Origin of the sequence: Silanimonas sp. (assembly GCF_027530345.1) — a bacterium.
GTDB lineage: Bacteria > Pseudomonadota > Gammaproteobacteria > Xanthomonadales > Xanthomonadaceae > Silanimonas.
The window spans coordinates 1-23,840 of record NZ_JAPZQK010000030.1; the positions used below are offsets into that span (position 1 = coordinate 1).

General features: G+C 65.6%; 26 protein-coding genes. 22 read left to right on the top strand and 4 right to left on the bottom strand.

Going from position 1 to position 23,840, the window contains the following annotated elements; genetic code table 11:
* Positions 1 to 307 precede the first annotated feature (307 nt).
* The 8 genes from O9255_RS13360 (at position 308) to O9255_RS13395 (ending at position 6,513) form a co-directional block, all read left to right on the top strand.
* Entirely contained in the window at positions 308 to 613 is a 306-nt protein-coding gene (locus tag O9255_RS13360; RefSeq protein WP_297867363.1) for a hypothetical protein, read from the top strand.
* A complete protein-coding gene (locus O9255_RS13365; protein WP_297867364.1) occupies positions 610 to 1,128 on the top strand; it encodes a hypothetical protein in 519 nt (172 codons plus the stop codon). Before O9255_RS13360 ends, O9255_RS13365 begins: the two co-directional genes overlap by 4 nt.
* A gap of 89 nt (positions 1,129 to 1,217) precedes the next feature.
* On the top strand, positions 1,218 to 1,841 hold the full coding sequence (locus tag O9255_RS13370) for an AAA family ATPase (RefSeq protein WP_297867365.1): 624 nt from the start codon (positions 1,218 to 1,220) through the stop codon (positions 1,839 to 1,841).
* Positions 1,842 to 1,892: 51 nt separating this feature from the next.
* On the top strand, positions 1,893 to 2,180 hold the full coding sequence (locus O9255_RS13375; protein ID WP_297867366.1) for a hypothetical protein: 288 nt from the start codon (positions 1,893 to 1,895) through the stop codon (positions 2,178 to 2,180).
* A 21-nt stretch (positions 2,181 to 2,201) separates the two neighbouring features.
* A complete protein-coding gene (locus tag O9255_RS13380; RefSeq protein WP_297867367.1) occupies positions 2,202 to 3,314 on the top strand; it encodes a replication initiator protein A in 1,113 nt (370 codons plus the stop codon).
* 605 nt (positions 3,315 to 3,919) lie between these two features.
* Entirely contained in the window at positions 3,920 to 4,855 is a 936-nt protein-coding gene (locus O9255_RS13385; RefSeq protein WP_297867368.1) for a hypothetical protein, read from the top strand.
* 4 nt (positions 4,856 to 4,859) lie between these two features.
* The gene (locus tag O9255_RS13390) at positions 4,860 to 6,251 is read left to right on the top strand and encodes an AAA family ATPase (RefSeq protein ID WP_297867369.1); all 1,392 of its coding nucleotides are present in this window, start codon (positions 4,860 to 4,862) and stop codon (positions 6,249 to 6,251) included.
* A 19-nt stretch (positions 6,252 to 6,270) separates the two neighbouring features.
* A complete protein-coding gene (locus O9255_RS13395) occupies positions 6,271 to 6,513 on the top strand; it encodes a hypothetical protein (protein ID WP_297867370.1) in 243 nt (80 codons plus the stop codon).
* Between the two features lie 44 nt (positions 6,514 to 6,557).
* On the opposite strand, the gene O9255_RS13400 is transcribed toward O9255_RS13395, so the two are convergent.
* Entirely contained in the window at positions 6,558 to 6,707 is a 150-nt protein-coding gene (locus tag O9255_RS13400) for a hypothetical protein (RefSeq protein ID WP_297867371.1), read from the bottom strand.
* A 1,133-nt stretch (positions 6,708 to 7,840) separates the two neighbouring features.
* Here O9255_RS13400 and O9255_RS13405 point away from each other — a divergent pair.
* The 13 genes from O9255_RS13405 to O9255_RS13465 all read left to right on the top strand — a co-directional run bounded on the left by O9255_RS13405 (position 7,841) and on the right by O9255_RS13465 (position 18,233).
* A complete protein-coding gene (locus O9255_RS13405; protein WP_297867372.1) occupies positions 7,841 to 8,062 on the top strand; it encodes a hypothetical protein in 222 nt (73 codons plus the stop codon).
* A gap of 3 nt (positions 8,063 to 8,065) precedes the next feature.
* Positions 8,066 to 8,260 (top strand): hypothetical protein, encoded by a 195-nt coding sequence (locus tag O9255_RS13410; RefSeq protein ID WP_297867373.1) that lies wholly within the window; start codon positions 8,066 to 8,068, stop codon positions 8,258 to 8,260.
* 30 nt (positions 8,261 to 8,290) lie between these two features.
* Positions 8,291 to 8,659 carry a hypothetical protein gene (locus tag O9255_RS13415; RefSeq protein ID WP_297867374.1) on the top strand — a complete coding sequence of 123 codons (369 nt, stop codon included), beginning with the start codon at positions 8,291 to 8,293 and terminating at the stop codon, positions 8,657 to 8,659.
* Between the two features lie 84 nt (positions 8,660 to 8,743).
* The gene (locus O9255_RS13420) at positions 8,744 to 9,016 is read left to right on the top strand and encodes a hypothetical protein (protein ID WP_297867375.1); all 273 of its coding nucleotides are present in this window, start codon (positions 8,744 to 8,746) and stop codon (positions 9,014 to 9,016) included.
* Positions 9,017 to 9,081: 65 nt separating this feature from the next.
* A complete protein-coding gene (locus O9255_RS13425; RefSeq protein WP_297867376.1) occupies positions 9,082 to 9,498 on the top strand; it encodes a hypothetical protein in 417 nt (138 codons plus the stop codon).
* A 64-nt stretch (positions 9,499 to 9,562) separates the two neighbouring features.
* Positions 9,563 to 10,255 (top strand): hypothetical protein, encoded by a 693-nt coding sequence (locus O9255_RS13430; RefSeq protein WP_297867377.1) that lies wholly within the window; start codon positions 9,563 to 9,565, stop codon positions 10,253 to 10,255.
* On the top strand, positions 10,252 to 10,578 hold the full coding sequence (locus O9255_RS13435) for a hypothetical protein (RefSeq protein WP_297867378.1): 327 nt from the start codon (positions 10,252 to 10,254) through the stop codon (positions 10,576 to 10,578). The genes O9255_RS13430 and O9255_RS13435 overlap by 4 nt, the downstream gene beginning before the upstream one ends.
* Entirely contained in the window at positions 10,571 to 12,463 is a 1,893-nt protein-coding gene (locus O9255_RS13440) for a type IV secretion system DNA-binding domain-containing protein (RefSeq protein WP_297867379.1), read from the top strand. Before O9255_RS13435 ends, O9255_RS13440 begins: the two co-directional genes overlap by 8 nt.
* A 6-nt stretch (positions 12,464 to 12,469) precedes the next feature.
* Complete coding sequence (locus O9255_RS13445; protein WP_297867380.1) at positions 12,470 to 13,048, top strand: hypothetical protein; 579 nt, start codon at positions 12,470 to 12,472, stop codon at positions 13,046 to 13,048.
* Positions 13,049 to 13,060: 12 nt separating this feature from the next.
* Positions 13,061 to 13,489, top strand: a complete 429-nt coding sequence (locus tag O9255_RS13450) for a hypothetical protein (RefSeq protein ID WP_297867381.1) — start codon at positions 13,061 to 13,063, stop codon at positions 13,487 to 13,489.
* Between the two features lie 296 nt (positions 13,490 to 13,785).
* Positions 13,786 to 14,112 carry a hypothetical protein gene (locus O9255_RS13455; RefSeq protein ID WP_297867382.1) on the top strand — a complete coding sequence of 109 codons (327 nt, stop codon included), beginning with the start codon at positions 13,786 to 13,788 and terminating at the stop codon, positions 14,110 to 14,112.
* A 2-nt stretch (positions 14,113 to 14,114) separates the two neighbouring features.
* Positions 14,115 to 17,963 carry a MobF family relaxase gene (gene mobF, locus O9255_RS13460; protein ID WP_297867383.1) on the top strand — a complete coding sequence of 1,283 codons (3,849 nt, stop codon included), beginning with the start codon at positions 14,115 to 14,117 and terminating at the stop codon, positions 17,961 to 17,963.
* A gap of 42 nt (positions 17,964 to 18,005) precedes the next feature.
* On the top strand, positions 18,006 to 18,233 hold the full coding sequence (locus tag O9255_RS13465; protein WP_297867384.1) for a hypothetical protein: 228 nt from the start codon (positions 18,006 to 18,008) through the stop codon (positions 18,231 to 18,233).
* A gap of 502 nt (positions 18,234 to 18,735) precedes the next feature.
* Here the strand turns inward: O9255_RS13465 and O9255_RS13470 are convergent.
* Positions 18,736 to 20,301 carry a hypothetical protein gene (locus O9255_RS13470; protein ID WP_297867385.1) on the bottom strand — a complete coding sequence of 522 codons (1,566 nt, stop codon included), beginning with the start codon at positions 20,299 to 20,301 and terminating at the stop codon, positions 18,736 to 18,738.
* A 740-nt stretch (positions 20,302 to 21,041) separates the two neighbouring features.
* On the opposite strand from O9255_RS13470, the gene O9255_RS13475 reads away from it, so the two are divergent.
* Positions 21,042 to 21,464 (top strand): helix-turn-helix transcriptional regulator, encoded by a 423-nt coding sequence (locus O9255_RS13475; RefSeq protein WP_297867386.1) that lies wholly within the window; start codon positions 21,042 to 21,044, stop codon positions 21,462 to 21,464.
* Positions 21,465 to 21,675: 211 nt separating this feature from the next.
* Here O9255_RS13475 and O9255_RS13480 read toward each other — a convergent pair whose 3' ends face one another.
* A complete protein-coding gene (locus O9255_RS13480) occupies positions 21,676 to 22,746 on the bottom strand; it encodes a hypothetical protein (protein WP_297867387.1) in 1,071 nt (356 codons plus the stop codon).
* The gene (locus tag O9255_RS13485; RefSeq protein ID WP_297867388.1) at positions 22,743 to 23,576 is read right to left on the bottom strand and encodes a DNA methyltransferase; all 834 of its coding nucleotides are present in this window, start codon (positions 23,574 to 23,576) and stop codon (positions 22,743 to 22,745) included. The genes O9255_RS13480 and O9255_RS13485 overlap by 4 nt, the downstream gene beginning before the upstream one ends.
* Positions 23,577 to 23,840 lie beyond the last annotated feature (264 nt).

Genomic DNA, 23,840 nt, shown 5'->3' on the forward strand with positions numbered 1-23,840 from the left:
AGCCATGCGCGATCGCGCCCAAAGGGGTGCGGCACAGGGTCTAGGCTGAGCATGCAATGTCACTTACTTGGATAGGGCTTGTCAGCCTCGCGTTCCGAATCACTGGGCACGCATAAAAGGTCGCGCCCCCCCCCCCGGCGGCGGGGGCGCAGCACTCGCGCCCCCCCCCTGCCCCCTCGATCCACGCATAAATGGTGGCGCCGGAGTTCGCAGAATCCCGCGTTATGTCGTCTGGGACCCCCCGTCCCGCGCCCGGTGTCGCCCGGGCTGCGTTTCTTGGCTCCCAAATTCGCTATTCTGGGAACCCATGACGACCTTGAAGCCCCAAACGCTCTCCCTCCAAGCGGCCCGTGAGCTCGCCCAGGCCGGCGCCGTCCGGCAGGCCGTGGCCCTCGGGCAGCGTGGCGGGTGGGCCCTCATGATCCGCGTCGGCATGGTCGAGCGTCCACTCGGCCTCAAGCGCGGCGGCCCCCGCCTCTTCCAGTCCCTCGACACCCTCGCCGAGACCTTGCGCGAGCTCGGCCTCGCCGAGTTCCACGTCCAGACCGCCGGCTTCGAGCCCGGTCGACTCCTCCCCCGTCGTCGCGCCCGTCTGCCGGAGTTCACCGCATGACCATGAAGCCCGCGCAGCAGCGCGTCCACATCGTCGGCGCAAAAGCCAGTGCGGCGTCGAACGACGCCAAGCCGACCGTCACCGATGCCGAGGCCGCCGAGCGTCGGGCCGCCCTGCCCGTCCTGATCGGCGCCGGCGCCGTGGCGCTGGTGCTCTTTGGGGCGGCGGCGCTGGTGAGCTCCCTGCGAGGCGCCGGCGCGGCGGCGGAGGTGATGGTCCCCACCGCGCAGCACGAGGCGGAACTCGCCCGGTTGGTGGCTGAGGGCTTGCCCGCCCAGGGCGTGACCGTCCGCGATTGGGCCTCGGTCGACGGGGATGGCGTTTACGCGAACGGAGTCCCGGTGGTTGTTGGCGCCGCGCCAATGCCGGTCGGCTTGGCACCCGGTGCCCTGACACTCAACGCCTTCGCGGGCTCGGCCGGCTGCATCACGCTCGAGGTCACTGCGCCCGGCCGGGCGCCCTATCAGCTGTGCCTTCCGCCCAACACGGTGACGCCGGCAATTCCTGTTCGCTAAAAAGCTAGATTGATATCACGCTATTTTGCTTGCGTGGTGTCGTGGTGTCGAGGTATATTGCTATCACGCTAGCAACATAGGGTGACAGCATGAAAGTGATCGCAACGAGCGGACAGAAAGGCGGCTGCGGCAAGACCACCGTGGCCTTCCACCTCGCCCACTACTTCACGGATCGGGGTCAGACGGTTGGCCTGATCGACCTCGACCCGCAGGCGACGGCGACGAAAGTCGCCGGGCTCCGTGACGCCGAGCGCCCCCACCTCCCCGTCGTGCCGGCCACGGCCGCAACCCTCGCGGCGACCATCGCCGAGGCGGAGGGCGATGGCGTGGACGTGCTGGTGATCGACTGTCCGCCGCACGCGACCGTCGGTCTTGCCGCGGCCCTTCGTCGCGCCGACCTGCTGCTGCTGCCGTTCTCCCCGACGACCCCCGACCTCCTGACGGCGGGCACGGTGGCCGAACTGGTCGGGGAGGTCGGCAAGCCGGCGCTGGCCATCCTGTCCCGGGTGAAGGCGCGCAGCGCGTCCGCCGAGGATGCTCGCCGCCACCTCGAGAGCGTGGGCCTGCGCGTGGCGGACACCCAGGTCAGCGACCTCAACGACTTCGCGACGGCGCTCAATGACGGCCTCGCCGTTGGGGAATTCGCCCCCAAAGGCAAGGCGGCTCGCGAGATTCGGGCCTTGGGCAAGGAAGTAGAGGCCTTGCTTTCGTGATTTATTGCTATACTGCTAGCTAAATAACTTTCTATCTTGATAGAGGCCTATATGGGCAAGTTCAACAAGCTCCAGAGCGTGACCGCTGCTGCCGCCGAGACGGCAGAAGGGCCTGTGACGACGGTGGCCGCGCCGAAGCGAGCCAGCGCGCCGGCGGGCAACAAGGGTCTTTTGATCCGCCTCCCGATCTCGGACTGGGCCACCCTCAAGCATATTCAGGCCGATACGGGCCTCAGCGCCCAGCAACAGATCGAGCAAGCTCTGGTCTACTGGTTCTCGCAGCACGACAAGGGCGAGCCGCAGGCGGTCCGTAATCGCCGCGCTTCCAAGGTCGATTAAGCAGGGCAGGGGAGGGCACTCATGGTCAACGACGATCTCCCGCGCCTCGAGGGCTTCGACGACTCCGGCTATCGGCAGCAGTTCGCGAAGCTGGCTATGGCCGCACGCATCGATCTGGTGATGCACCACGGGAAGGATCTCGCGGAGGTGATGAAGCTCTCGGACCACGATGCGTTCGACTTGCTCAATTCGATTCCGAATCAGCCGATGCCCACCTGGGCACGACTGCCGAGTGATTCGCCGGCCAATCTGAAGCCTCCCAAGCGCTCGTCGGCGCGTCGCTTTCTGGCGCCTGATAAGCACGGGCAACAGGCTGACTTCTTTGTGGCTGACGTCATCGGCGCCGCTGTAAAGGACGATATCGGGAGCATGGAGCACCCGATCTTTAGCCTGAAGAAGTCAGGCGATACCGAGATCCGCCGTTACGAGCACAACGGTGTCCACATCGAGGTCACCCCCTCCGTCAAGGGCATCGCAACGGTCTGGGACAAAGACGTCCTGATCTATGCGATCAGTCAGCTGATCGCGAAACGAAACGACGGCATCGCAATGCATCGCACGGTTCGCTTCAAGGCGTATGACCTTCTCGTCGCGACTAATCGCGGCGTTGGAGGCCGCGAATACGACAACCTCGAGGCCGCGCTCGAGCGGCTCGCTGGGACCCGTATCAAGACGGATCTTCGAACGAATGACACGCGAACCCGCGAAGGCTTCGGTCTGATCGAATCCTGGAAGGTTGTTGAGCGACGCTCGGACGAGCGGATGGACTTCGTGGAGATCACCTTGAGCGACTGGCTCTATCGAGCCGTCGTTGGGAACGAGGTACTTACCCTCGACCGTGACTACTTCCGCCTGTCGAGTTCGATCGACCGACGCCTCTATGAGCTCGCGAGGAAACACTGTGGCAACCAGGCCACGTGGTCGATTGGCCTCGAGCTACTCCAGAAAAAGACCGGCTCGCGCTCCGAGTTGCGCGAGTTTCGCGAGCAGATCCGCGAGCGGGTCGCGAGCGATCAGCTGCCGGGGTACCACCTCAGCTTCGACGACACCCGCGACATGGTGACGTTCTCGCGGCGGAACTCAGCACGTGATTTCGCCCACGGCGACGCAGTGACCGGGCACAGCGGCACGTGATTTCACCCACGGCCTAGCTTCGGCCTGTGGATTGTGTGGATAGACACGTGATTTCACCCACGCCGACTGTGGATAGCCACGTGATTTCACCCACGCCGGCTGTGGATAGGCACGTGATTTCACCCACGCAATCCACAGGCGGTTTCTTCGTGATTTCACCCACGCCGCCTCGCAATTTTCATTGATGCAACGAGGGGTTAGCCGCTGATTTCTCGACGTAACACGCGCGTGTGCGCGGGCGCGGCTTTTAACTGCTTTTCTCTTTAACGCTTTGCTTTTAACACCGCGGCGGGAACAGCTCGGTCGCTGCCCGCCAACCCCACCGGCTACGCCGGCGGGGGCCCAGGCGGGTTCCTTCGCCCTTTGGCTTACGCCTCGGGCTCAGCAGCGGACGTGGCCGCTGGGAGGGCCTCCCGGCCCTCCCGCGGCTTTGTGCTCGCTTCGCTCGCCGGCAGGCCGCTAAGGACCCAAAACACCAGATCGATCGGCGGCGCCGGCACAAGGCCGGCGCGTGGCCGCTTCGCGGCCGGCCACCGAAAAGCGAATTGCCGAAGCCCCCGGACTTGGTGATATCATGTCGAATCACCAAAGCCGCGAGGATCGCAATGTCCGCTTTCGACCCGCCACCGAGCACCACCGAGAAGCCTGCCAACGGCGCCACGGCGCTGTTCGACAAGATCAAAGCTGTAGCCAAGGCCTATCCCTATCCGACCTTCGTCGTCGCCGCTTTCCTCGCCCTGGGCGTCGTGAGCTTCCTCGTGGCGGCATTCAGCAGCCCGTCCACGCCTGCTCCGGCGGCGGTGGCGGTTCCGGCCGGTCCGGCCCCCGCTGCCACGCCCGGCGCGGCGGCCAGCGCCGCGCCGGGCCCAGCGCAGGGCTTCAACAGCCCTTCGGCGCCGGCGCAAACGCCGGCCGCCGCTGTGGGGGCTGTTGTTCTTCCGCCGACGCATCCCCTCGACACCGCGGTCGAGCGCGGCTCGAGCATTTCCCTCGCCCTCGAAACGAGCGGGGAGTGGGATCCGCAGAAGCAGCAGTGGGTTGAGGTCTCCACCGTTCCTGTTGCGCCCACAGACAGCGTGGCCGGCTTCACTTACGCCGGCGCCCGGACTCTGCTTTCCAACGTTTGGCCGGCCAAGCGTGAGCGGCGGCGCATCGCGGTTTCCGGCCTCGCCAAGATCGAGACCGCTGGCACGTACACCCTCGTGCTCTCAGAGGAAGGCCAAGGCTCGTTCTGCCAGCTTGAGCTCGGGCCCCGGGGCAACGTGGTGGCCTCGCTCGACGGTCAAGGCCAAACGAACAATGTGACGGCCACTGAGAAGCCCCTCGACGCGGGTTTCTATCGGGTCGCGCTGGCGTGCTCGACGCGGCTCTGGGACAACGACACCGGCGGCGCAACCGTGGCCCTTCGGACCGCGGGCGGTTCGCCTCGCGTGATCGAGCTCTTCAATCTGATCGAAACGGCTGATCCGGCGGCAACCGCTCCGGGCGCGGCAGCAGACGCGCCGGCGGCGGCCGACGCGCCGGCGGCGCCGGGAGCCTGATCGCATGTCGTCCGGCCACTTCTATCTTGGCTACTACCTGGGCAAGGCCTTCGTCTACCTCGTCCTCTTCGTGGGGGCTTTGTTCTACCTCAGCGTCTTCCTCTATTTCTTGCTCTTCACTCTCCCGATCACGGTCGGTTTCCTCGTGTGGGCCAAGGCCCGCCACGGCGAGGAATTCCAAGTGTGGAAGTGGCTCTGGTTGAAGCTCCGCGACTGGAAGCTCCACCTCCTGCTGATCGCCATGGGCCTACCGATCGGCTTCGTCGTGGAGGAAGTCGCTGGCGGCCATTTCCTCGGCGCCGCTATCTGGCTGGCCGTTTCGCTCGCCGTGCTCTTCCTGCCTTACCACATCATCAAGACGACCCCCATGCACGACTATCTGAAACTCATCAGCGGCAACGGCATTGCCGGGGTCCGCGACCTCTACAACAGCACGCCGGCACCTCAGCGTGTCCTCATCCCCGCCGACTTGGCAGAGCTCATCAAGAAAGAGGTCGTCGGCCAGGAAGAAGCCATCGACTACATGGCCGAGACGATCCTCAGCCGGGTCGAAATGCGATCGCACGCCAAGGCGGGCGTCATCAGCAAGCCGATCTTCGTCGGCCTCCTGGTCGGCGCCACCGGCGCCGGCAAGACCGAGACCGCCAAGGCGCTGGCCAAGGCGATCAACGTCGAGTTGCTCCGGTTCGACATGAACCAGTATTCCGACCCGAACGCGGTTTCCGCACTGATCGGCCCCCCTCCGGGCTACATCGGCTCGGACAAGGGCGGCAAGCTCACCCAGGGCATCAAGAACCAAGGCGCCGGCGTCATCCTCTTCGACGAAATCGAAAAGGCGCACCCTGACTTCATGGCGGTGCTGATGACCCTCATGGACGAGGGCCGCATCACCGACAACAGTTTCGGCGAGGCGGTGGATGCCACGCAGTTCATCATTCTGGCCACGAGCAACGCGGAGTTCGAAAAGGTCATCGAGGTGACCAAGAGCGTCGCGGACCCCGTGGCTCGGGAAGCTCGCCTCAAGGACGTGCTGGCGCGAGTCTGGAAAAAGGAGCAGGTGGCTCGCTTCGACGCGATCCTCGCTTACAAGCCCCTGAGCTTTGAGGCCCAATGCGCGCTCTCGATCCGATTCATCGCCACGTATGCCGAGAAAGTGGGGCTCCGCCTCGTAGGCATCGACGAACCCGCGGTGGTGACAACCCTCCATATCTCGGCGCAGACCAGCAATTTCGGCGCCCGTGAGCTCACGCGGCAGCTGGAGAGCATGTTGCTTAGCCAGTTGCTCCAGCTGAGCCGCAACGGCGTCAAGGACATTACGGTGAGCGCCGAGAATGGCCGCCTGATCGCCCGCGACGCAGCCAGCGCCACGAACGCCATTGGTGGCGGTCGTGTCTAAGGTCACGACGTATGGACCGATGACCCTGACGGTTCATCGGAACAAGCAACAGCTAGTCGTGTCGTCGGGCCGGTTGGCCCGACGGACGCAGGCGGTAAACCGCCTGATTGCTGTTCCGAGCGAGCTCGACGACGCGATCGGCGAGATCCAGGTGGGCGGCCCCCGGAATGCTCTCTATGTGGCCTTGCTCGCGATCGGCCTCGAGACCCTCAAGCGCGAGAACGCCCAGGTCGATGTCCACTTCCGCGAGGACTCGGACTAGCCTTCAAAAGAGAAGGGGCGGCTTGCGCCGCCCCTTCGTTCCGCTTAGCCCTCGTCCTTCGGCTTCCGCGCCCGAACCCGCAAGGGGAACGGGCGACCATCGGCCCGGCGAATCAACTTGCCGGACTTCCAATGGCGGAAACAGGTGACAAAGATCACGACGTAACCGTCGTCTTCCGGGCGATCGCTGCTCATAAGCAGCTCCTTTTGCAACCCGGCTAAGCCTTTTCGCGGTGCTTCACGCTTCTGGCGGTGCCCAAACGGTCGGTTTCCCTCCCGCTTGACGTTCACCCCCGGCCGCGTAAAGTCGTGAGGGGCCCTAGAAATGCCCTCCCGCGGATCCGAATCGCCGCTGATCGGATCGGCCACAGCGGCTCGGTGTTACTAGCACCGGGCCGTTGTCTTTTGCGCCAGTCCCTCGTCTCGCATCCGTTCGAGACTTTCCGCAGGGCTGGGCAGTTGAGTAGTTTTCTCCTGTCGCTGGAACCCCAACATATAGGGGTCCACTTCCCCTGTCATCTCGTTGAACCTACGCCCGCCCCCTAAGGCTGTCAACGGATTTAGGTTCGAGAATCAAATACTTGCGTATCTTTCCCGGTGTTTGGAAAGGCGATCATTCTGCGTTGCTTTTTGTTGGGTCTGAGTTTTCGGCGGGTCATGTGAATCCGCGCTGGCCTGACGCTTCATAAATCCAAACTTCCGCGGCTTCCACCTGCGAATGTTCGCCGGTCGCAACGGGATATCGATCCGGGCCGCCCCTTCGGGGCCGCCGCCCTGGGCTGTCGCTCGAGCCCCTTCGGGTCTCGCCCCTTCGGGCCTGGTCGGCTTTGGCCTGCGCGCTCCGCTTGCTTAATTGCTATCACGGTATCGTGATATCAGTGCCGCGAGACCTGTCCACCTCGTCCACGCCCGGCGGGAGCCGCCGGCCGGCGTAGCGGGGCCCCCTAAAGGCCCCCAGCCGGCCGGGCAGGGGTGGGCGAGCGTGGGCATGGTCGACGCCCGCCGCATGACCATCGTCCCCTGCAACAACGCGGCATCCATGGTTTCGGTGTCGGCTTCGCCGACGGCATGAGAAGCGCCGGGGTCGGCGCAGCGCGCCACCGCGTCAATCGCCCATCACCTTCAATTCTCCGACTGGAAGCTGCGAGGGCGGGGGAGGGTGGTGCTCGAGCCTTCGGCTCGCTGTGGGTCCATTCCGGGCGCCTTGACCCGGCGGCTTATTCGCCGCGCCTGCTTCGCCGCCATGGGCGGCATGTCGAACCCCGCTGGCCGGCTACGCGGCCAGCCACGACATGCCAACCCAGACGGCCACCCCGGAGACAGCAGCGATGACCACCACCCCCGACCAGATCGCCGAACGCGCCAAGGCTTCGGCCCTCGTGATGCTCGAACTCCTGCGCGCCCTCGCCCAGGACGCCGACGACTACGCCGACGAGCTCGGCAACGAGGCCGCATATCGCCAGAACGCGACGATGCAGCGCGAAGCGGCCGACGTCGCCCTCCGCAGCAAAAAGGCCTTCGCCCTGATCGCGCAGATCGAGGGGGCCTGAGCCATGACCACGAACCGCGAGCAGATCGCCCACCGCGCCCGCGTCTGGCTGGCCGAGGCCAGCCGCAACCGCGCCCCGCGCCGCGCCGATTGGCACGCCCGGGCCCTCGCTGGCGCCGCCCGCGCCCGCCGCGAGCTCGCGGCCGCGCTGGCGGCAGCCCGCCGCAGCGCCGCACCCGTTCAGATCGCCCTTTTCTGATCCCACCGACCACGCCCAGGAGCACACACCATGACGACCAAGACCCCCGCCCCGATCCGCGCCGGCGCCCTCCGCTTCTTCTGGAACGGCATCAAGGCCAGCGACGGCAAGCTCCAGCGGTGCAGCTATTGCGGCGGCCCGTACATCGGCCACCCGGACGGCACGATCACCGTTTACGCCAAGGACTACCGCCGCTTCTCGCAGGAGGTCCGCGAGGCCTTCACCGTGGAGAACGGCACGGACACCCAGACCGACTATTTCGAGAATGACCGCTTCCGCGTTCGCCCCGGGCACCACCTGTACGACGCCGTCCGCGATGCCATGAAGGCCGGCGAGGCGCATCGCGAGCGGATGCACGAAAAGCGCGTCGAGCGTTGGAAGTCGAAGCGCGCCGCGTGACGAAATTGAGGGGCGCATCACGTGCGCCCCTTGCCTAAAGGCATATCATGTCATATCATCTAGTCTGAGCCGCAGGAGTTACCCATGAAGATCACCGCCTCGCTTTGCGCCGTCACCGTCGCCGCCGTCATGGCCGCGGCCAACATCGAGAACACCGATCGCCGCGGCGACGAGGCGACGGCAGCGCTGGCCGCTTCCGAGGCGGAAGCTGGCGCGCTTCTCGCCCAGGTCGATCTCCTCGCGGCCGGCGGCATGACCCCGGCCGAGCGCCGCGCTTTCACTCGTGAGCTCGAGGAGCGCGGTCGGCGCGCCCACGAAGCGCTCCGCGATCGCGAGGCGGCGCAGGGCGCGCCCTGACCGGCCGCCACCTTCTTTGAACCCCCAGCATCCGGCTCGGCCGGGCCACGCGATACGGAGCGCACATGGAAACTACGCCCTCGACCTACTACGCAATCGAGTCTGATCCCGAGAAGAAAAGCACGACGTACACGGTCGTCTCGCCCCTCTTTCGACTGACGCTCTACTCGTCGCCGGCTCTCGACGGCAGCGTTAGCTTCGGCTTGGTCGCGCCCTTCGAATCCCGTTTCGCGACGCCCGATCAAGACCCGCGGTGGGCGCGGTACGTGCCCGCCAGCGTTGATGATCGCAGCGAAGCGCGGCGGGACGGCGTGGAACTGACTGACGACGGCATCCTCACCGTTTTTGAACCGACGCAGCACAGCGCACTTCGGATTCAGAGGGGCTTTCGTGTTGCGCTCCCCCTCCGCGACGTCGGCATCGTGCGCGAAGCGCTGGATGAGGCTTTCAACCATGCCGAACGCTTTTCTCCAGCGCCCTAATCGGCCGCCAACGTCCCCGAATCACCACCATCCGGCTCGGCCGGGCCGCGAATAACGGAGACCTATGGAAAGCATCAGCGAAATGGATGCGCCTCGGCTCACTACGAATGAAGCTGCCGCTGTAGCCGAACTCATCCGTGCTAGGCCTGACTCCGCAATCACCAGCGGTATCGATGCCGTTCTGTCTTTTGTGGATGGGCGCCGAAAGCTACGTCGAAACGACATTGCTGTCTTTCCGCCCTGTCTTGCGCATGCGGGGTTGATCGTTCTGTCGATCCCTACCATTTACCCTGGCCATCGCCTTACTGGGCTTCTTAACCCCGCCGACGCGCTCCATGCCTCGCTTCTTTTGCTCTTCATTCAAGCTGACTACATGGCGATCGAACGGCAGATCGAGATCGCTGAGGCTATGCGCGATGAAGCAGGGCCGGACACCTTTGTCGTTGTTGACTCCTCCATGCGCCGGGGCGTTTTCTTCCCGGAGGCCGACACTGGAATCCTCGCCGATCTAAACGGTCCTGATCGCCCGCCTATCCGGGTCGAACTTGGCGATCTCCCTCTCGACGGCCCGGCTCATCTTTCACGCACCCATGCGGCACAGCTGGCTGACAAGCTCAGTTCTCCCGCCCTTCCGTTGCGCGTCGAAATCGCTAGGGATTGGTGGAGCCACACGCTCAACGTAGCTCTTCAAGAGCAGGCGCGATTGCGCGCCGAACCGCACTTCCGCTACCCAGCAACCACGGCCGATTACGAATGACTGACCTCGACCTCAAGCGCCTCACCCCCGAGCAGCTGGACGCCCTGATCGCTCGCGCAGCGAAAGCGAAAGCCAAGGCCGCCGAGAAGGCGGCCAAGGAAAAAGCGAAGGCCGAGGCGAAAGCCAAGGCCGCGGCCGAAAAAGCCGCCAAGAAGGCCGCGCCGAAGCGGACGCCGATCGCCCAGGTGCGCCGCGAGCTCACGGCCGTCGCCCGCTCTCATGGCTGGCCGCTGGCGGAGTTCCTCGAGCTCTCGGGCCTCGGCCACCCGAAGGCGGCCGAGGCCCCGGCTCCCAACACCACGGACACCCCGGCCGATGCTTGAGCTCGACACCAAGAAGCCCCCGGCGAGGGTCTACGCCGAGGAGGGCATCATCGGCGGACTCCTGACCGCCGCCGCCGCTGCCATCGTCTCGCTTTCGATCTTCGGGCCCGGCGGCGGATGGGACGCCATCGCCGTGACGCTGGGCTGGCCCGCGGACCCGGCATATGCCGCCTACTTCTCGACTCTCTCCGGGGTGGGCAAGTGGATGGCCGTCATGGCGCCCGTTGTGGCGATCGTCGCCGGGCTGGGCGGCTTCGGCCTCGGGTACTGGTGCCTGAGTGAGCAGCCGGACTCGTGGCACGTGGAAGGCCTCGAGTACCAGCCCGACCCCGCCGACTTCACCGCTTCGCTGTCCAAGGCGGAGCGGTCGAACTTCTCCGACGCCCAGGTCGCCGGCGATCGGCCCGGCCTTCGGATCGGGGAGGTCGAAATCAGCCGCAACCGCGAGACCGGGCATTTCGTCGTCGTCGGGTTGCCCGGCTCCGGCAAAACGACCCTCCTGAACTCGGTGCTCGCGCAGGCGCTTCGCCGCCGCGATCGGGTCCTGATCCACGACCCCAAAGGCGATTACCTCGACACGCTGAGCGCGCCGGGCGGCCTCGCGGCTGAGGCCATCGTGGTGCTCGGGCCTTGGGATGCCCGCTCTCGGCCGTGGGACATTGCTCGCGACGTGGCCGGCCCGGCGGCGGCCGACCAGTTCGCCAAGGCCTGCTTCCCGTCCGAGAACGCCGGCCCCAATCAGTTCTTCGTGAACTCTGCCCGGGCCTTGCTTGCCGGCATCGTGAAGCACCTCCAGCAGACCCGAGGCCGCACGTGGGTATGGTCGGACCTGTCCAAGATCCTCCTCGACGGCCCGGGCGCGATTCTCGCGGCGGCCCACGCTGGCGACCCGCTGACCCGAACCAATGTCCCCGATACCGAGGGCACGGGCGCCCGTGCCGTCTTCGGAGAGCTCGCCAGCGGGACCCCGTGGATCACCGCCTACGCCCGGGCCTTTGCTCCTGAGGCCGTGCCGTTCTCCGTCGCCGACTGGCTGACGCGCCCGACGCCCGAGAGCCCCCGGGCGGTCGTCCTCAACTCGGACGCCCGTTACTCGGGGCGGGCCGAACAAATCTTCGGGGCGATCCTGGGCACCGCCGCCGACACCATCGCGTCGCCGGCCATGGCGGAGGTTTCCCCCGACGCCTTGGCCTACTGGATGATCCTCGACGAATTCCCGCAGCTGGGCACCACTGGCCAGCAGGCGGCCCAGAAGATCGAGGAAATGGGCCGGAGCCGTGGCGTTCGCGTGGTGAAGGCCATGCAGGACGCTTCCCAGCTATTCGCCCGAGACGGCCGCGAAAAGGGCATGGCGCAGAAGTCCATGCAGCAGACCCGCGTTTTCCTCATGTCCTCAGTGGATGGGGCTTCGGACATTTGCCGAGCCCTCGGCGACCGCGAGGTGAAGCGGATCGAGTTTCCCCTCACCTCCGGGCAGGGCTCGAAGCGGCTGGTTCATGAAAAGACGGCCGTCCTTCGGGTGGACGCCCTCACGGGCTTGCGCGTGCTGAAAACCGGCCCGCGGCCCGGGGTGGAGCTCATCCTTCAAATCGGCGACGCCCTCGGAAAGTTGGTCCAGCCGTTTACTCCGATGCCCAAGGGTGGCGGCCAGCTGATCGAGAACCCGCGGTGGGATGCCGTGACGCCTTTTACTGAGCCCGTGGCGGCGGAGCTTCCCCCGTCTTCCGCCCAGGCTGTTGATACCAGCCCCGACACCTTCGACGAGATCGACATTCCCTTCGCTCTTCCGGCGCCGCCCCCGGCGGCGCCGGCGCCAATCGACGAATCGTCCTCAGACGACGACGGTCCTGATTCCACCACCACCCGCCGAAGCCTCTGGGATTAACCGACCATGCTCCTCTTCCTCTTCCGGCTCTTGCTGGTCGCTGCGCTCGGCTTCGCGGTGTTCTGGTGGTTCTCCTTCGTGCTCCCGCCGATGGCCGCCGCCATTATCGGAATCCTCGTTGCCGTGGTCGCTGGCGCGACCGCCGTCGCGGGCCAGATGCGCCTCGGAATGATCGCAGCGGGCGGCCCCGTTTTCCTCGCGTGGCCGGCCGGCGCCATCCTCGCTTCCATGGCCTTCGAGGCCATGGGCTATTCCCTCACGTGGGTCGAGTCCCTGAGCTTTTCGTGGTGGCTGGCGCTGGTGGCCTATAAGGTGCACTTCGCTCTCGCGAAGAATAAAGACTCGGCTCGCGATCTTGGCGCCATGCTGGTCGGCGCGATCCTGATTTACGGCGTGGCGGCGATTATCTACACGCGCTCGACGTTCGCCGTCATCGGCCTCGCCTTCGGCGTTGCCGCCGCCACCGCCGTCGTCCGCCAACACCTCCTTATCGCTCCCGTCTTCGAGCGGTATCTCCTGAACGTGGCCGCGATCTCCGCTGTGGCCGGAATGGTCGCCGGTATTCGCCACCTTGTCCTCGCGTAGGAGCTCAACCCCATGTTCTCAGCCGCCATTGCCCACGCCGAGACCCTCGTCTCTGAGCCCCGCCTCATTGGTCAGCGATGGGTCGTCAAGGGTCCCGGTTTCTCTCTCTGGACCAACGGCCTCGATATTGAGGCGCCTGTTGCGTTTTCACTCGACGAGCACCGGGCAACGAAAACCCGGAAGCGTCTGGAGGACGCCGCGGCCGATCGGCTTGAGTGGGTTGCCATCGTTGCGCTCCAGGTGAAGTTCTCCGAGACCCGGGATCCGTTGTATGCCTATGCGGCCGACGAGATTCGCACCCGCTGGCCCTCGTGGTTTTCGGACGAGTCGCGCTCGGACCTTCGTTTCTGCCTCTTGGAAGCACTGGCAAAAGCCGTCGAACGCCTCACGCTTACCCACGCGCTCTCGCGGATCGAGAGCGAGGATTCCGTCGCGGCGTAGAGGCCGCCGAGGTAGCCCCGGGGTCTGCCCATAGGGCAATCCCTGGGCCTTAGGCTCCCCGCCGGGTCGCCCTGGCCGCACCTGTCCGGGGGCGTGCCGCGACCGCGGGCTAACCGCCCGCTGACCGCTTCACGCCCACGGCCTTGCGGCCCGATAGAGCCAGAGGGACACTCCGCTTCGCTGCGTTGAGCACACCTTTACACTAAAGTGGGATGCGCGCCGTTGGCGCTTCTTAAAGCACAGCACAGCAAAAGCACCGCAAAGCCCGCCTTAAAGCACTTTCAGGAGGTTTAAGAATGGACCAAGAACCGCAAGCCGAGTCCCGGACTGTGACCGTTGGCGCGGCCGTGACCCCTGCCGAAGCTAATCGTCTCCAGGCACTCGCTGACCGTCTCGGCACGACCAAGTCGGCCGCACTTCGGGCCGCCTTGGTGGCCGGCCTCGACCGCCTTGAGGGCGTCGAGGATGGCGATCTCAAGGGGCCGGCGCTGACCCGAACGGAGGCTCTGGCTGAGGCTGTCCTCACCCAGATGAGTGTCCAGGACAAGGCTTATCGCCGTGCTCTCGAATTGATCTTCGAGGGCGTCGAAGAAATCCGCGGCAAGCTCAAGACGAGTAAATAACCGTGCTCAGCGTCAAGAAGATCCACGCATCGAACGCCGGCGCTGCTGCCCGTTACTTCGCGGGCTATTACGCTGACGCTGATAGTGAGGCCGTGGGTGACTCCGAGGGTGCCGCGAATGGCGAGCCGCCCGGACAGTTCCATGGCGAGGGTGCCCGCGCCCTTGGGCTCTCGGGGGTTGTTTCCCGCTCCGATATCGAAAGCCTCGCGAAAGGCGTTCATCCGAAAACCGGCGAGCAGTTGGTTCGGGTGAATGCGGACCGGATTATCTCGGGCCGGGAGAGGAAGGCTGTTTCTGCCTATGACCTTACCTTCTCCGCGCCCAAGTCGGTCTCTTCGGTTTGGGCGGCGGGAAGTCGTGACCAGAGGGAGGCGATCACGCGAGCCCACGAGGCGGCGGTCGCCAAGGCCTTGGATTATTACAAGCAGCACGGCGTTAGCTTCCGTACCGGGGCCGGTGGTGCTGTCGTCCAGCGCGGCGAACCTGTTATCGCGACCTTCGAGCACTCCACGAGCCGGGCGAATGACCCGCAGCTTCATACGCACTCGCTGGTCTTTGCGGTCGGTGTTCGCGAGGACGGGGGGATTTCCCGGGCCACGGTGGACATGGGCCAGATTCACGCGGCCGGCGCCGTTTATCGAGCAACGCTTGCTCATGAGTTGCAGCAGCGTGGTTATTCGATCGAGCGGGTCGATCCCAAGCAAGGCTTTTTCAAGATTGGCGGGGTTCCCGACGATCTCGAGCACCTATGGTCCAAGCGACGCGCCCAGGTCGAGGCGGTTCTTTCCGCCGAGGGCAAGCGTGATGCCAAGACTTCGGCCAAGGCGGCCGAAGTCAGCCGGGGCGGAAAAGAGAATCCCGACCGCGGTAGTAACTTCGAGCGCTGGGCGGACGAGGCCAAGAAGCACGGCTTTGGGCCGGAGGAGATCGAGGCGATTCGTCGTCGTGGGCAGAGTTTGGGCCCCGCTGAGCCGGGCAAGAGCGACGCCGAACTGATCGCCGAAGCGATGGATAAGACCGTCGTCCTGAGCGAGGGCAAGTTGGCGCGGGCGGTCTATTCCGATGCGGCGGGGCGGTATGGCCCCGACGAAGCGCAGGCGCGTTTCGAGCGCTTGCGCGATTCCATGATTCGCCTCGAGCGCCCGAAGGACGGCCGGACGGAGGTTCGCTACACGACCCAAGACGTTCTCGATCGGGAGGCCCGGATCGCCCATAACGCTGAGGCGCTGGTGGGCGACCGGCGCCACGGGATCCGGGCTGCGGCGGTGGATGCTGCGATCGCCCGGGTCAATAAGTCGCTCGCCAAGAAGTCTCCCGGGGCGGCGATGACGCCCCAGCAAGAGGCCATGGTTCGCGGCGCAGCGGACGACCGCGGCCTCGTGATGGTTCAGGGTCACGCGGGCGCGGGTAAGACCTTCACCATGAAATCGGTGGTCGACCTCTATCAGGACGCGGGTTACCGCGTGATCGGCACGTCGACCAGTGGCAAGGCCGCCCAGGTGCTCGGGCGCGACGCGGGAATCGACGCGGAGACGATCGCCAGCCTCAAGCTCAAGATCGAGAACGGCAAGGTCGAGCTCGACGACCGGACCGTCGTGATCGTGGACGAGGCCGGCATGGTGTCCTCCGCCGATATGGACCTCCTTTTGGCTGAGGCCCGCGCCAAGGGCTCCAAAGTGATCCTGGTCGGTGATACCGAGCAGCTGGCCCCCGTCGACGCGGGGCGGCCGTTCGAGGACCTCCAAAAGACCCATGGGGCGCTAGAACTGTCTGAGGTTCGCAGGCAGAAGGACCACGCAGACCGGGAGATTGGTCGGGCGATCCGGGAGGGGCGAACCGAAGATGCCGTGACCTCGATGAAGTCCCGGGGGCAGTGGCATGTCGGGGGGCGCATTGCGGACGTGCGTTCCGCCATGGCGACGGACTACGCCGACCGGCGGGCGGGCGGCCACGACGCGCTGATGGTCGCCGCTAAGCGCGCCGACGTGCGCGCCTTGAACGACTCAGCCCGGGCCGCTTTGCGGGAGCGGGGCGTCATTCGCGGTCGAGACGTTGCGGTCGATACGGAGACCGGGCCGAAGGCGTTCGCGGCGGGTGACCGGGTCCTGTTCCGGGTCAATGACAGCGTCACCGGGACCAAAAACGGCACGATCGGGGAGGTCGAGGCGATCAATGCTCGGCGGATGGTGGTTCGCCTGGGCGACGGCGAGCGCCTGACTCTTCGGCTCGATGCTGCGGAGCGATTGCCCAAGGCCCAAGCGAAAGAGGCCGAGCTCACGGCCAAGCTGACCGAGCTTCGCGAGGCCGGAAAGGCCGCTTTCGAGGCACGGAAGGGGCGTAGCAAGGCGCCGGACGCCGTGGCCAAGGAGATCTCCGAGCGTGAAGCCCGGACGCGGAAGATCGCCAAACTCAGCAGCGAACTCGAAGCCACGTCAAAGGACCGCCGGTCCCTTGAGGGGGAATCGAAAGCCTTGGCCAAGATCGACCACGGCCACGCCATTACGGTGCACAAATCGCAGGGTGAAACCGTTCGCGCCGGAGCTCCGGTTCGTGACCGGCCGGAGCTCGGCAACGGCGGTGATGTTCTCGTTCTGGCCCGTGGCGACGCTCTGGAGAGCCAGCAGCTTGGCTACGTGGCTGCAACGCGAAATGAGGGGCAGGCGCATATCTACCTGCGCCAGGACGACGAAGAAGCGGTGATTGAACAACTCGGGAAGCGTCAGGAGAAAGCCAGCGTGAACGACTACGAAGCAAAGGACTCGCAGGAACAGGACCGCCCCAACAAGCGCGAGGCCGGCCGAGAGGCCGAACCGGCCACGGCCGCCAATCGCCAGAGCGATGACGCTTGGCGGAATCGCGAGGAGGAGTTCTGGGCTCACCGGGATGCGTGGATGGAGCGCAGGTTGGAGGAAGCGGCCGAACGCCAGCGCGAGGAGAAGGGTCGCGACCCGGGGGCTGATCGTGCCCAGGTCGGCGCCGCGCCTTTGTCGCCGACGGAGCTCGCGGCAGCACGTGCCCGAGGCGCCGCGGCGTTCCACGACCGCGCCGATTCGCTTGAGGCGAACGCCCGTTTTGGCGAGCGCGGCGGGATCTTCGGGAACGTCTCGAAGACCGAAACCGAACGCTCGATTTCGGTCTCGCAGGATGGTTCGACGCTCCACTTGGATCAGGATCACTTCGAGCGACAGGCCGTCCGCGAAGCCCGTGAAGCCAAGTCGAAAGAGATCCTCCAGCAGAGCGCCTCCAAGGCGGTCGAGAAAGAGGCTTTCGACAAGAAGGCCAATCAAGCCTCGATCGAGCTCGATACGGAGATCTACCGCCTCAAGAACAGCAACGACCCGCTCGAGCGGGCTCGCGGCGAGCGCGCCGAAGAGGCGCGGAACAAGCTGCACGAGGCTGGAAAGGCCGGCAATTTCCGGGGCTATCAGGAGGGCGTCATCGACCTGCGCGACAGCCTTGCGAAGATGAAGCAGCAGGCTTCCGATCGCGACCCCTTCGCCCAGAAAGCGGAGGCGAACGACCCGGCGAACTACCAGAAGATCCGCGACGAGATCGCCGAGCTCCGGGCCAATGGCGGGGCCCGGCAGACGATGCGGGCGGACCGCCTTGAAGCGGGCCTCAGTGAGTCCTTCGAGCGCGAGGTTCGTGGCGAGCGCTACGGTGCCCAAAGTGCCCGGGCGCAGCTGGCCTCGAGCATCGACGAGGATCGCAAGCGGGATCGCGCCGATCGCAGCGCCGTCGCCCAGGATGCGGGCACGTCCACGCCCGCCCAGGAACAGGGCGCGCCGCCGGCGCCGAGCTCCGAGCCTTCGGCGACGCCTTCGAAGAAGCAGGACCACGACCACGAGTGACCGGTCGCGATACCATTGGGCTGACCCATATCGTTCAGCCCAATGGACCGCACCGACCCCAAAGCTCCAGCGGCCGCCCAAGATCCAGCAAAGCGGATCACGCGCAGCTTGCGTCTCGAGTCGGCTCTCTGGGCGCAACTCAACCAGCAGGCCGCAGAAGCCTCGATCCAGCTGGGGCGCCGAATCAGCGTGAACGGGTTGGTGCGGCGGGCGCTGATCGATCAGCTGAAACTCACGCCCCCGGACGCGCCGCCCGAAGCTGGTGACTGATCGTTTTCGCGATGCCGGCCCTCGCCTCATGGGCTGGGCTGTCCGCGCTATCGCCCACTACCCGGATGCCGTGGGCATTGCTGCCCTCCTACGGGCCCTGACGGCGTCCGAGGGCGCCGTCGTGGATTGGGCCTTGGTGGCCTTGGTGGCCGCCCTGCTACGCGCCCCGTGGCGGGTCGCTGTCTTCGCTCGGCTTGGGCATTGGATCCGGTGACGTAGCACTCGCGCCCGGTGACGTGGCGCCAGCGCGCCCCACCACGCGCATGGTTCTCCGCGCTTCCGATTTGGCGTCGCGGAGGCGCTCAATGACCTTGATCTTTTCGGGCCATGCGAGAGCGCGAGCCTTGAGGCGTGACGCGGCTTTGTCCGCCAGGACGCGCTCGAGGAGCTCTTTCATTTCGTCCATGGCGCCGAGCTTAGCGCGCCAAAAAAAAGGGGGCCTTTCGGCCCCCTTCCCTCTTCGGACTGCGAAACCCCGTCCGGAATCGCAGTCCTTCGAGCCTTACAGACCGAAGGCCACCGCCGCGCCGACTTGGCCGCGGCCGCCCGAGGTCGACCCCGAGAAATTGAAGCTGACCTTGCGGCCGCCTTCCGTCGTGAAGTTCCTGCCGTAGCCGATCGAGATCGCCTGACGGGTGCCGGCGGCACCGACGCCCACGCCCCACGCGCCGCGGCCGCTGGCCGCATGCAGCAGGGAGCCGGTGAGCGAGGCCTGGGCGGCACCCATGGCGGCCACACCATCCAGACGGCCGTAGAGATCGGCGATGCCGAGTTCGACGATGCCCAGACGGTTGTCGATCGTGTTCACGCGCTGATCCAGCACGGTGACCCGGTTGTCGACGTTGGTGACGCGGGCATCGACCGTCGACACGCGGTTGTCGACGTTGGTGACGCGGGCATCGACGTTGGTCACCCGGTCATTCACGGTGCTGACCTGCCGAACCGTCGCCGCGTCATCGGCTTCGACACCATCGGCCACGTTCGAAATGCGCGTGCCGTCCTCGCCCTCGAGGGTGACCACGGCGCGCCCTTCATCGTCATAGCGAACGGCGAGAGGGTCCGTACCAGACGGACCCGCCGGACCCTGCGGTCCCATCGGGCCGGCCGGACCGGCAGGGCCGGCAGGGCCGGCAGGGCCGGTTGCTCCTGCGGGGCCCGAGGGGCCGGTGGGGCCAGCGGGACCGGCGGGACCCGCTCCGCCCGGCGGCAGCGCTTCGAGTGCCGCGATGCGCCCGTCGAGGCTGAGCAGCGCCGAACCGACGTTGTTGAACGTGCCGCTGGTGAGCGCGTAGCTCGGGGCGAGAAAGGTGCCGTTGTTCCACCCCGCGCCACCACCGAGCGCGGCCGTGGAACTGAAGAGTTGTCCCATGTTGGCCGCGTCCGTCGCCGCGACGCCGGCATCGAGAAAGCTCAAGCGGCGGGTGAACGTGGCATTGCCGACCGCCACTTCGCGGCCCGTGCATTCCGAGAACGCGCCAAGGGCGACGCAGTACTGGCCGCGCGCATTGGAGCGATCGCCGATCGCCGTCGCCGATTCGGCGGTGGCGTTGGCCAGCGAGCCCAGGGCGGTGGCGAGGTCGAAGGTGGCCGTGGCGCCGGTGCCCAGCGCGACCGCGCTCTGGCCTGAGGCGATGGCGAAGGTGCCGGCGTCGCCGCCGATGGCGATGGCATTGCGGGCGGTCGCGGCCGCATTGCGGCCGATCGCGACCGTGTAGTTCGCCGTCGCCGTCGCGCCTTCGCCAAAGGCGGCGGCGCTTAGGCCCGTGGCACGGGCGAAGGGGCCGACGGCCGTCGCGTAGTCGCCCGATTCGGTCTGCTCACCGATGGCCACCGACGGGCCGTCATCCGGGCCGAGGCCGGCGCGGGCATTGCCACCGATGGCGACGTCGCCGGCGTCCGGGGCATCGGCGTTGTTGCCGATCGCGATGGCGCCGGGGACGGCGTTGGCGCCGGTGCCGATGGCCTGGGCAAAGGCGGCCGGCGAGAGCGCGAAAAGGACGGCGGCGGTAACCACCGAACGAGTGCAACACGTGGTGCGGAGGGCTCGCGACAGAGCGGTGTGGCGCATGGGGGTTCTCCCTGTGAGTGACGGTGACGGGCGATCCGCCCGCGCAGAAACCATACAACACATGGACTGCATGATACCACTCTATTTTTGAGCGATCGTTCATCGCCAGGGCCCGTCGAGCCGGCCCCATCGACGTGACAGGCTTTTTCCCGGAGAGGCTGCAACGGCGCGGGTTGTGCCTTTTTTTGCCCGATCGCCAAAAAAAGGCACAACCCGCGTCCGGACGCGGTTTCCGGCGGTTTTCGCCATTGCTTGATGGGAGAGGCTCGGTGGCCGGGCTGCTACCCTTCTCGGATGAGCGAGCCGTCGCCCTCCCCGCCCCCGCCGGTCATCACCGTGACGGAGCAAGTCGCCCCCGGGGGACCGTGGCGGACACGCCCCATGACCCCGGAAGAGCACCGGGATATCTCGGAGCAGCTGATCCTCGGGCTGCTGGACGAGGGCGTGGACGTGCGCGAGTGGATGGACGACTAGTCCGGCCCTGGGCGGCGCCTCGGGGCACGCATAAAAGGTCGCGCTACGACGGCCGGTCGGCGCGGGTCCGGGGGTGCGTTCCAGAAAGTCACGGGTCTACGGCGCCCTGCTCGGCAGGGCGCGGCGTTCCACAAAGTCCTGCTTTTTGGCGCCTCGAGGCACGCAGAAACGGTCGCGCCGGGCCGATCGCCGGCCGGCGCGAACAGCGGCTTGATGTACCCTAAAAGGCCCGCCGATAGGCTTCCGTGTCCCTTTTAAGGAACATCATGGACGCTCCTCCCGACCCCAGCAGGGAGCTACTGAAAAAGCTCCTCCCTTCCCTCTCGGGCTCTTCTAAGCCAAAGACATGGCGGCCGAAAGGGTCTGAGAACGTTTCCCCCGAAACGAATCGGGCTCTGATCCGGCTCGCTAAGGGTCTTCGGATTGCCCGCAAGGCGCGGCGCCTGACGCAGGCACAACTCGCGATGCGGGCAGGCATTTCGAGGAAGACCGTCATCGCCTTGGAGTCGGGCGCGGGATCCCCCTCGCTGGCGGCGTTTGCCGAGGTGATGACCGTGCTCAACCCGGATCTTTTGGCGACGCTTTGCGACTTCGTCGAATCCGATCAAACGACGCGAGCGCTGCTGGAAATGCGGCTGCCGGCGGCCGTCCGCGTCCAAAAGCGGTTCGTGGAACTGCCGTCGCGATAGCGGCCGACCGGGGAGCGTTCCAGAAAGTCCAGCTTTTTCGCCGGGCATTTCTGACCCGGCGACCAGCGTTTTCCTACATCGCTCGGCCGCCGGTTCGGGGAGACTGGCGGCGTCGGGGAAGCACTCCGCACCTGTCCGCCGGGCTGAAAGCGCGGACCAAGCTGTGCCCTGGCACTACTCTTAGGTCCGGCATTCCTATGCTCGGAACGAACTACTCGGGCGCGTTTTTGCCATCGCTTGAGGCCTCTACAGCGATCCCGGTCGACATTTCATTCTTGTTTGCCGAGGCCTCTTCTACGCCCTCTAGGAATGCCTTGATCCGAAGGTACAAGGGGCTACTTTGCTCTCGGAAACTGACGTAGTAGAGAACCGCGTTCATCGCAATGTCTTGCTTGAGCGGATCCCAGATCCGAACCCGATCAATGAGATCTTTGCGGGATAGTGGCTGCAATCCCATGGCTTCAATCGTCGCCACGGCGCCGGGCTCAAAATCTAGGGCGACAACCAGCCCAAGTGCTTTGTGCTGGGCGATCAAGTTAGCGAACTCGGCGAGGTCCGGCAGAACGCTGGTACCTACTTCGAACTGCTTGACCTCGGCCGAGAGCACCAAGTCTGCACCGTCGCGAGCGTCGATGTCGCCGACTCTTTTTTCGCGCTTGGACCCCGTCCGAACCTTGCCGACCTCGACTTGTAGATGCGGCGCATCGGCGCGGATGTATCCGAATACCGTTCCCTGATACGCAGCGCCACTGGTCTCTCCCTTCTTGGCCGCGAGGTCAAATTGCTCCAAGAACCAAAGAAATCGGGGAGGCTTCCTAACCACTTTCGAGGGGTCGATGGCTTGGGAAGGAAGCTCGGCAAGAACAAATGCCTCAATGTCTGATTGGAGATTGCAAAGCTCTTCCTCGCTCAGCGCGAGCATTGCCACAATCCAATGCAGATAGTCTCCCCACGCTTGCGTCGCATGTGGGCCTGCACTCGGATAGTCAAAGCGCTGATTGCCTTCGCGGAACCAGTTCGCCGCGCGGTCGTAGAACCGCCGAATAGTCAGCGTTGTACCGTCCGGCTTCCTTACCCCAAGTGTGTTGAGCGACCTTCCGCGGACCGCTTGAAGGCGGGGGTATTCTGCATAGAACTCGTCAAGCGTCTTGAACCTGCCGTTCACAGCGCCAAGCTCCCGGAGAAACCCGATGAGCGCTATCGCCAGTCCGGGGAGGAATCGGCGCCGTTGTCCGCCTGTGAAGTTGCCCCGGATTTCTTCGAGAATCTGCTGTGGTGTCATTCAAGTGCGGCCAGCTGCGGAATGGCCTTGGCCGCCATCGCGAAGTAAAGAGCGTCTCGCTCTGTGCCGATGGCCTGCACTCCAAGATGGGCGGCCGCCGCCAGAGTCGAGCCACTCCCCGAGAAGGGGTCATAAACGACGCCAGAGCCCATTGGGAGGACGTGGCGCACCAGGTGCCGCATGAGGCGCTGGGGCTTGATCGACGGGTGCGGTGCAATGCTGCGCTCAGGGTCGCGGGCCGGAGGCGCCTCAAAGAGGTCGCGGAACGGCTCGTCTTCACTTACTCGGCGGAACCCGCCCGCCTTCCACTTTCGAAGGTTCTCCGCAACCGTCCGCTCACTGATCGGCTTGCGGAACAAACCCCACGGCTCCCAAGTGGAGCGGGGCATCACAGATACGTCGGCGAACTCGACTTCGGCACCCTTGGGGCGGTCACCGCCTCGAAGTGTCTTGACCACGCGAATCAATTCGCCCCGCTTCTCAAGTCCCGATGTTTCGATCGACGCAAAGGTCGTCGATGAGACGAGGGGGTTCGAGGCAATCACCAAGTGCCCCCCAGGGACGAGGATTCGGCTCGCCTGATAGGCGAACGCCGCAAAAAACGTGGATAGACGCTCCCTGTCTGAAGCAGTGAGGACAGTGAAGCGTGGCAGAGGGGTTCGCTTGCTCCCATCGAAGCTCGGTGGGATTCGCCAAACGCCGCCTTTTCCAGCGCGAAGCTTGTCGTGCTCATCTTCGTCGAACTCGATCAGGCCGTATGGCGGATCAGTCACGATCGCGTGGATGGAGTTCTCTTCCCGGGCCGCCATCCACTGCAAGGCATCGGCCATCACAAGCTCTACGTCCTTGGATGGCCGAACCGATGGAAATCTTTGTTCCGTATCTTGAGCGCCGTCCGTCTTGCGGCGGCGGGGGGTGGCTGTCTTCATTCGAGTGCTTCCGTGTCGGTTGGCAGCCATGCGCGATCGCGCCCAAAGGGGTGCGGCACAGGGTCTAGGCTGAGCATGCAATGTCACTTACTTGGATAGGGCTTGTCAGCCTCGCGTTCCGAATCACTGGGCACGCATAAAAGGTCGCGCCCCCCCCCCCGGCGG

What these genes read in the sequence shown, in the direction of transcription:
- O9255_RS13360 (WP_297867363.1), top strand. Translation starts at nt 308, where the DNA reads ATGACGACCTTGAAGCCCCAAACGCTCTCCCTCCAAGCGGCCCGTGAG.
- O9255_RS13365 (WP_297867364.1), top strand. Translation starts at nt 610, where the DNA reads ATGACCATGAAGCCCGCGCAGCAGCGCGTCCACATCGTCGGCGCAAAA.
- O9255_RS13370 (WP_297867365.1), top strand. Translation starts at nt 1,218, where the DNA reads ATGAAAGTGATCGCAACGAGCGGACAGAAAGGCGGCTGCGGCAAGACC.
- O9255_RS13375 (WP_297867366.1), top strand. Translation starts at nt 1,893, where the DNA reads ATGGGCAAGTTCAACAAGCTCCAGAGCGTGACCGCTGCTGCCGCCGAG.
- O9255_RS13380 (WP_297867367.1), top strand. Translation starts at nt 2,202, where the DNA reads ATGGTCAACGACGATCTCCCGCGCCTCGAGGGCTTCGACGACTCCGGC.
- O9255_RS13385 (WP_297867368.1), top strand. Translation starts at nt 3,920, where the DNA reads ATGTCCGCTTTCGACCCGCCACCGAGCACCACCGAGAAGCCTGCCAAC.
- O9255_RS13390 (WP_297867369.1), top strand. Translation starts at nt 4,860, where the DNA reads ATGTCGTCCGGCCACTTCTATCTTGGCTACTACCTGGGCAAGGCCTTC.
- O9255_RS13395 (WP_297867370.1), top strand. Translation starts at nt 6,271, where the DNA reads ATGACCCTGACGGTTCATCGGAACAAGCAACAGCTAGTCGTGTCGTCG.
- O9255_RS13400 (WP_297867371.1), bottom strand. Translation starts at nt 6,707, where the DNA reads ATGAGCAGCGATCGCCCGGAAGACGACGGTTACGTCGTGATCTTTGTC.
- O9255_RS13405 (WP_297867372.1), top strand. Translation starts at nt 7,841, where the DNA reads ATGACCACCACCCCCGACCAGATCGCCGAACGCGCCAAGGCTTCGGCC.
- O9255_RS13410 (WP_297867373.1), top strand. Translation starts at nt 8,066, where the DNA reads ATGACCACGAACCGCGAGCAGATCGCCCACCGCGCCCGCGTCTGGCTG.
- O9255_RS13415 (WP_297867374.1), top strand. Translation starts at nt 8,291, where the DNA reads ATGACGACCAAGACCCCCGCCCCGATCCGCGCCGGCGCCCTCCGCTTC.
- O9255_RS13420 (WP_297867375.1), top strand. Translation starts at nt 8,744, where the DNA reads ATGAAGATCACCGCCTCGCTTTGCGCCGTCACCGTCGCCGCCGTCATG.
- O9255_RS13425 (WP_297867376.1), top strand. Translation starts at nt 9,082, where the DNA reads ATGGAAACTACGCCCTCGACCTACTACGCAATCGAGTCTGATCCCGAG.
- O9255_RS13430 (WP_297867377.1), top strand. Translation starts at nt 9,563, where the DNA reads ATGGAAAGCATCAGCGAAATGGATGCGCCTCGGCTCACTACGAATGAA.
- O9255_RS13435 (WP_297867378.1), top strand. Translation starts at nt 10,252, where the DNA reads ATGACTGACCTCGACCTCAAGCGCCTCACCCCCGAGCAGCTGGACGCC.
- O9255_RS13440 (WP_297867379.1), top strand. Translation starts at nt 10,571, where the DNA reads ATGCTTGAGCTCGACACCAAGAAGCCCCCGGCGAGGGTCTACGCCGAG.
- O9255_RS13445 (WP_297867380.1), top strand. Translation starts at nt 12,470, where the DNA reads ATGCTCCTCTTCCTCTTCCGGCTCTTGCTGGTCGCTGCGCTCGGCTTC.
- O9255_RS13450 (WP_297867381.1), top strand. Translation starts at nt 13,061, where the DNA reads ATGTTCTCAGCCGCCATTGCCCACGCCGAGACCCTCGTCTCTGAGCCC.
- O9255_RS13455 (WP_297867382.1), top strand. Translation starts at nt 13,786, where the DNA reads ATGGACCAAGAACCGCAAGCCGAGTCCCGGACTGTGACCGTTGGCGCG.
- O9255_RS13465 (WP_297867384.1), top strand. Translation starts at nt 18,006, where the DNA reads ATGGACCGCACCGACCCCAAAGCTCCAGCGGCCGCCCAAGATCCAGCA.
- O9255_RS13470 (WP_297867385.1), bottom strand. Translation starts at nt 20,301, where the DNA reads ATGCGCCACACCGCTCTGTCGCGAGCCCTCCGCACCACGTGTTGCACT.
- O9255_RS13475 (WP_297867386.1), top strand. Translation starts at nt 21,042, where the DNA reads ATGGACGCTCCTCCCGACCCCAGCAGGGAGCTACTGAAAAAGCTCCTC.
- O9255_RS13480 (WP_297867387.1), bottom strand. Translation starts at nt 22,746, where the DNA reads ATGACACCACAGCAGATTCTCGAAGAAATCCGGGGCAACTTCACAGGC.
- O9255_RS13485 (WP_297867388.1), bottom strand. Translation starts at nt 23,576, where the DNA reads ATGGCCGATGCCTTGCAGTGGATGGCGGCCCGGGAAGAGAACTCCATC.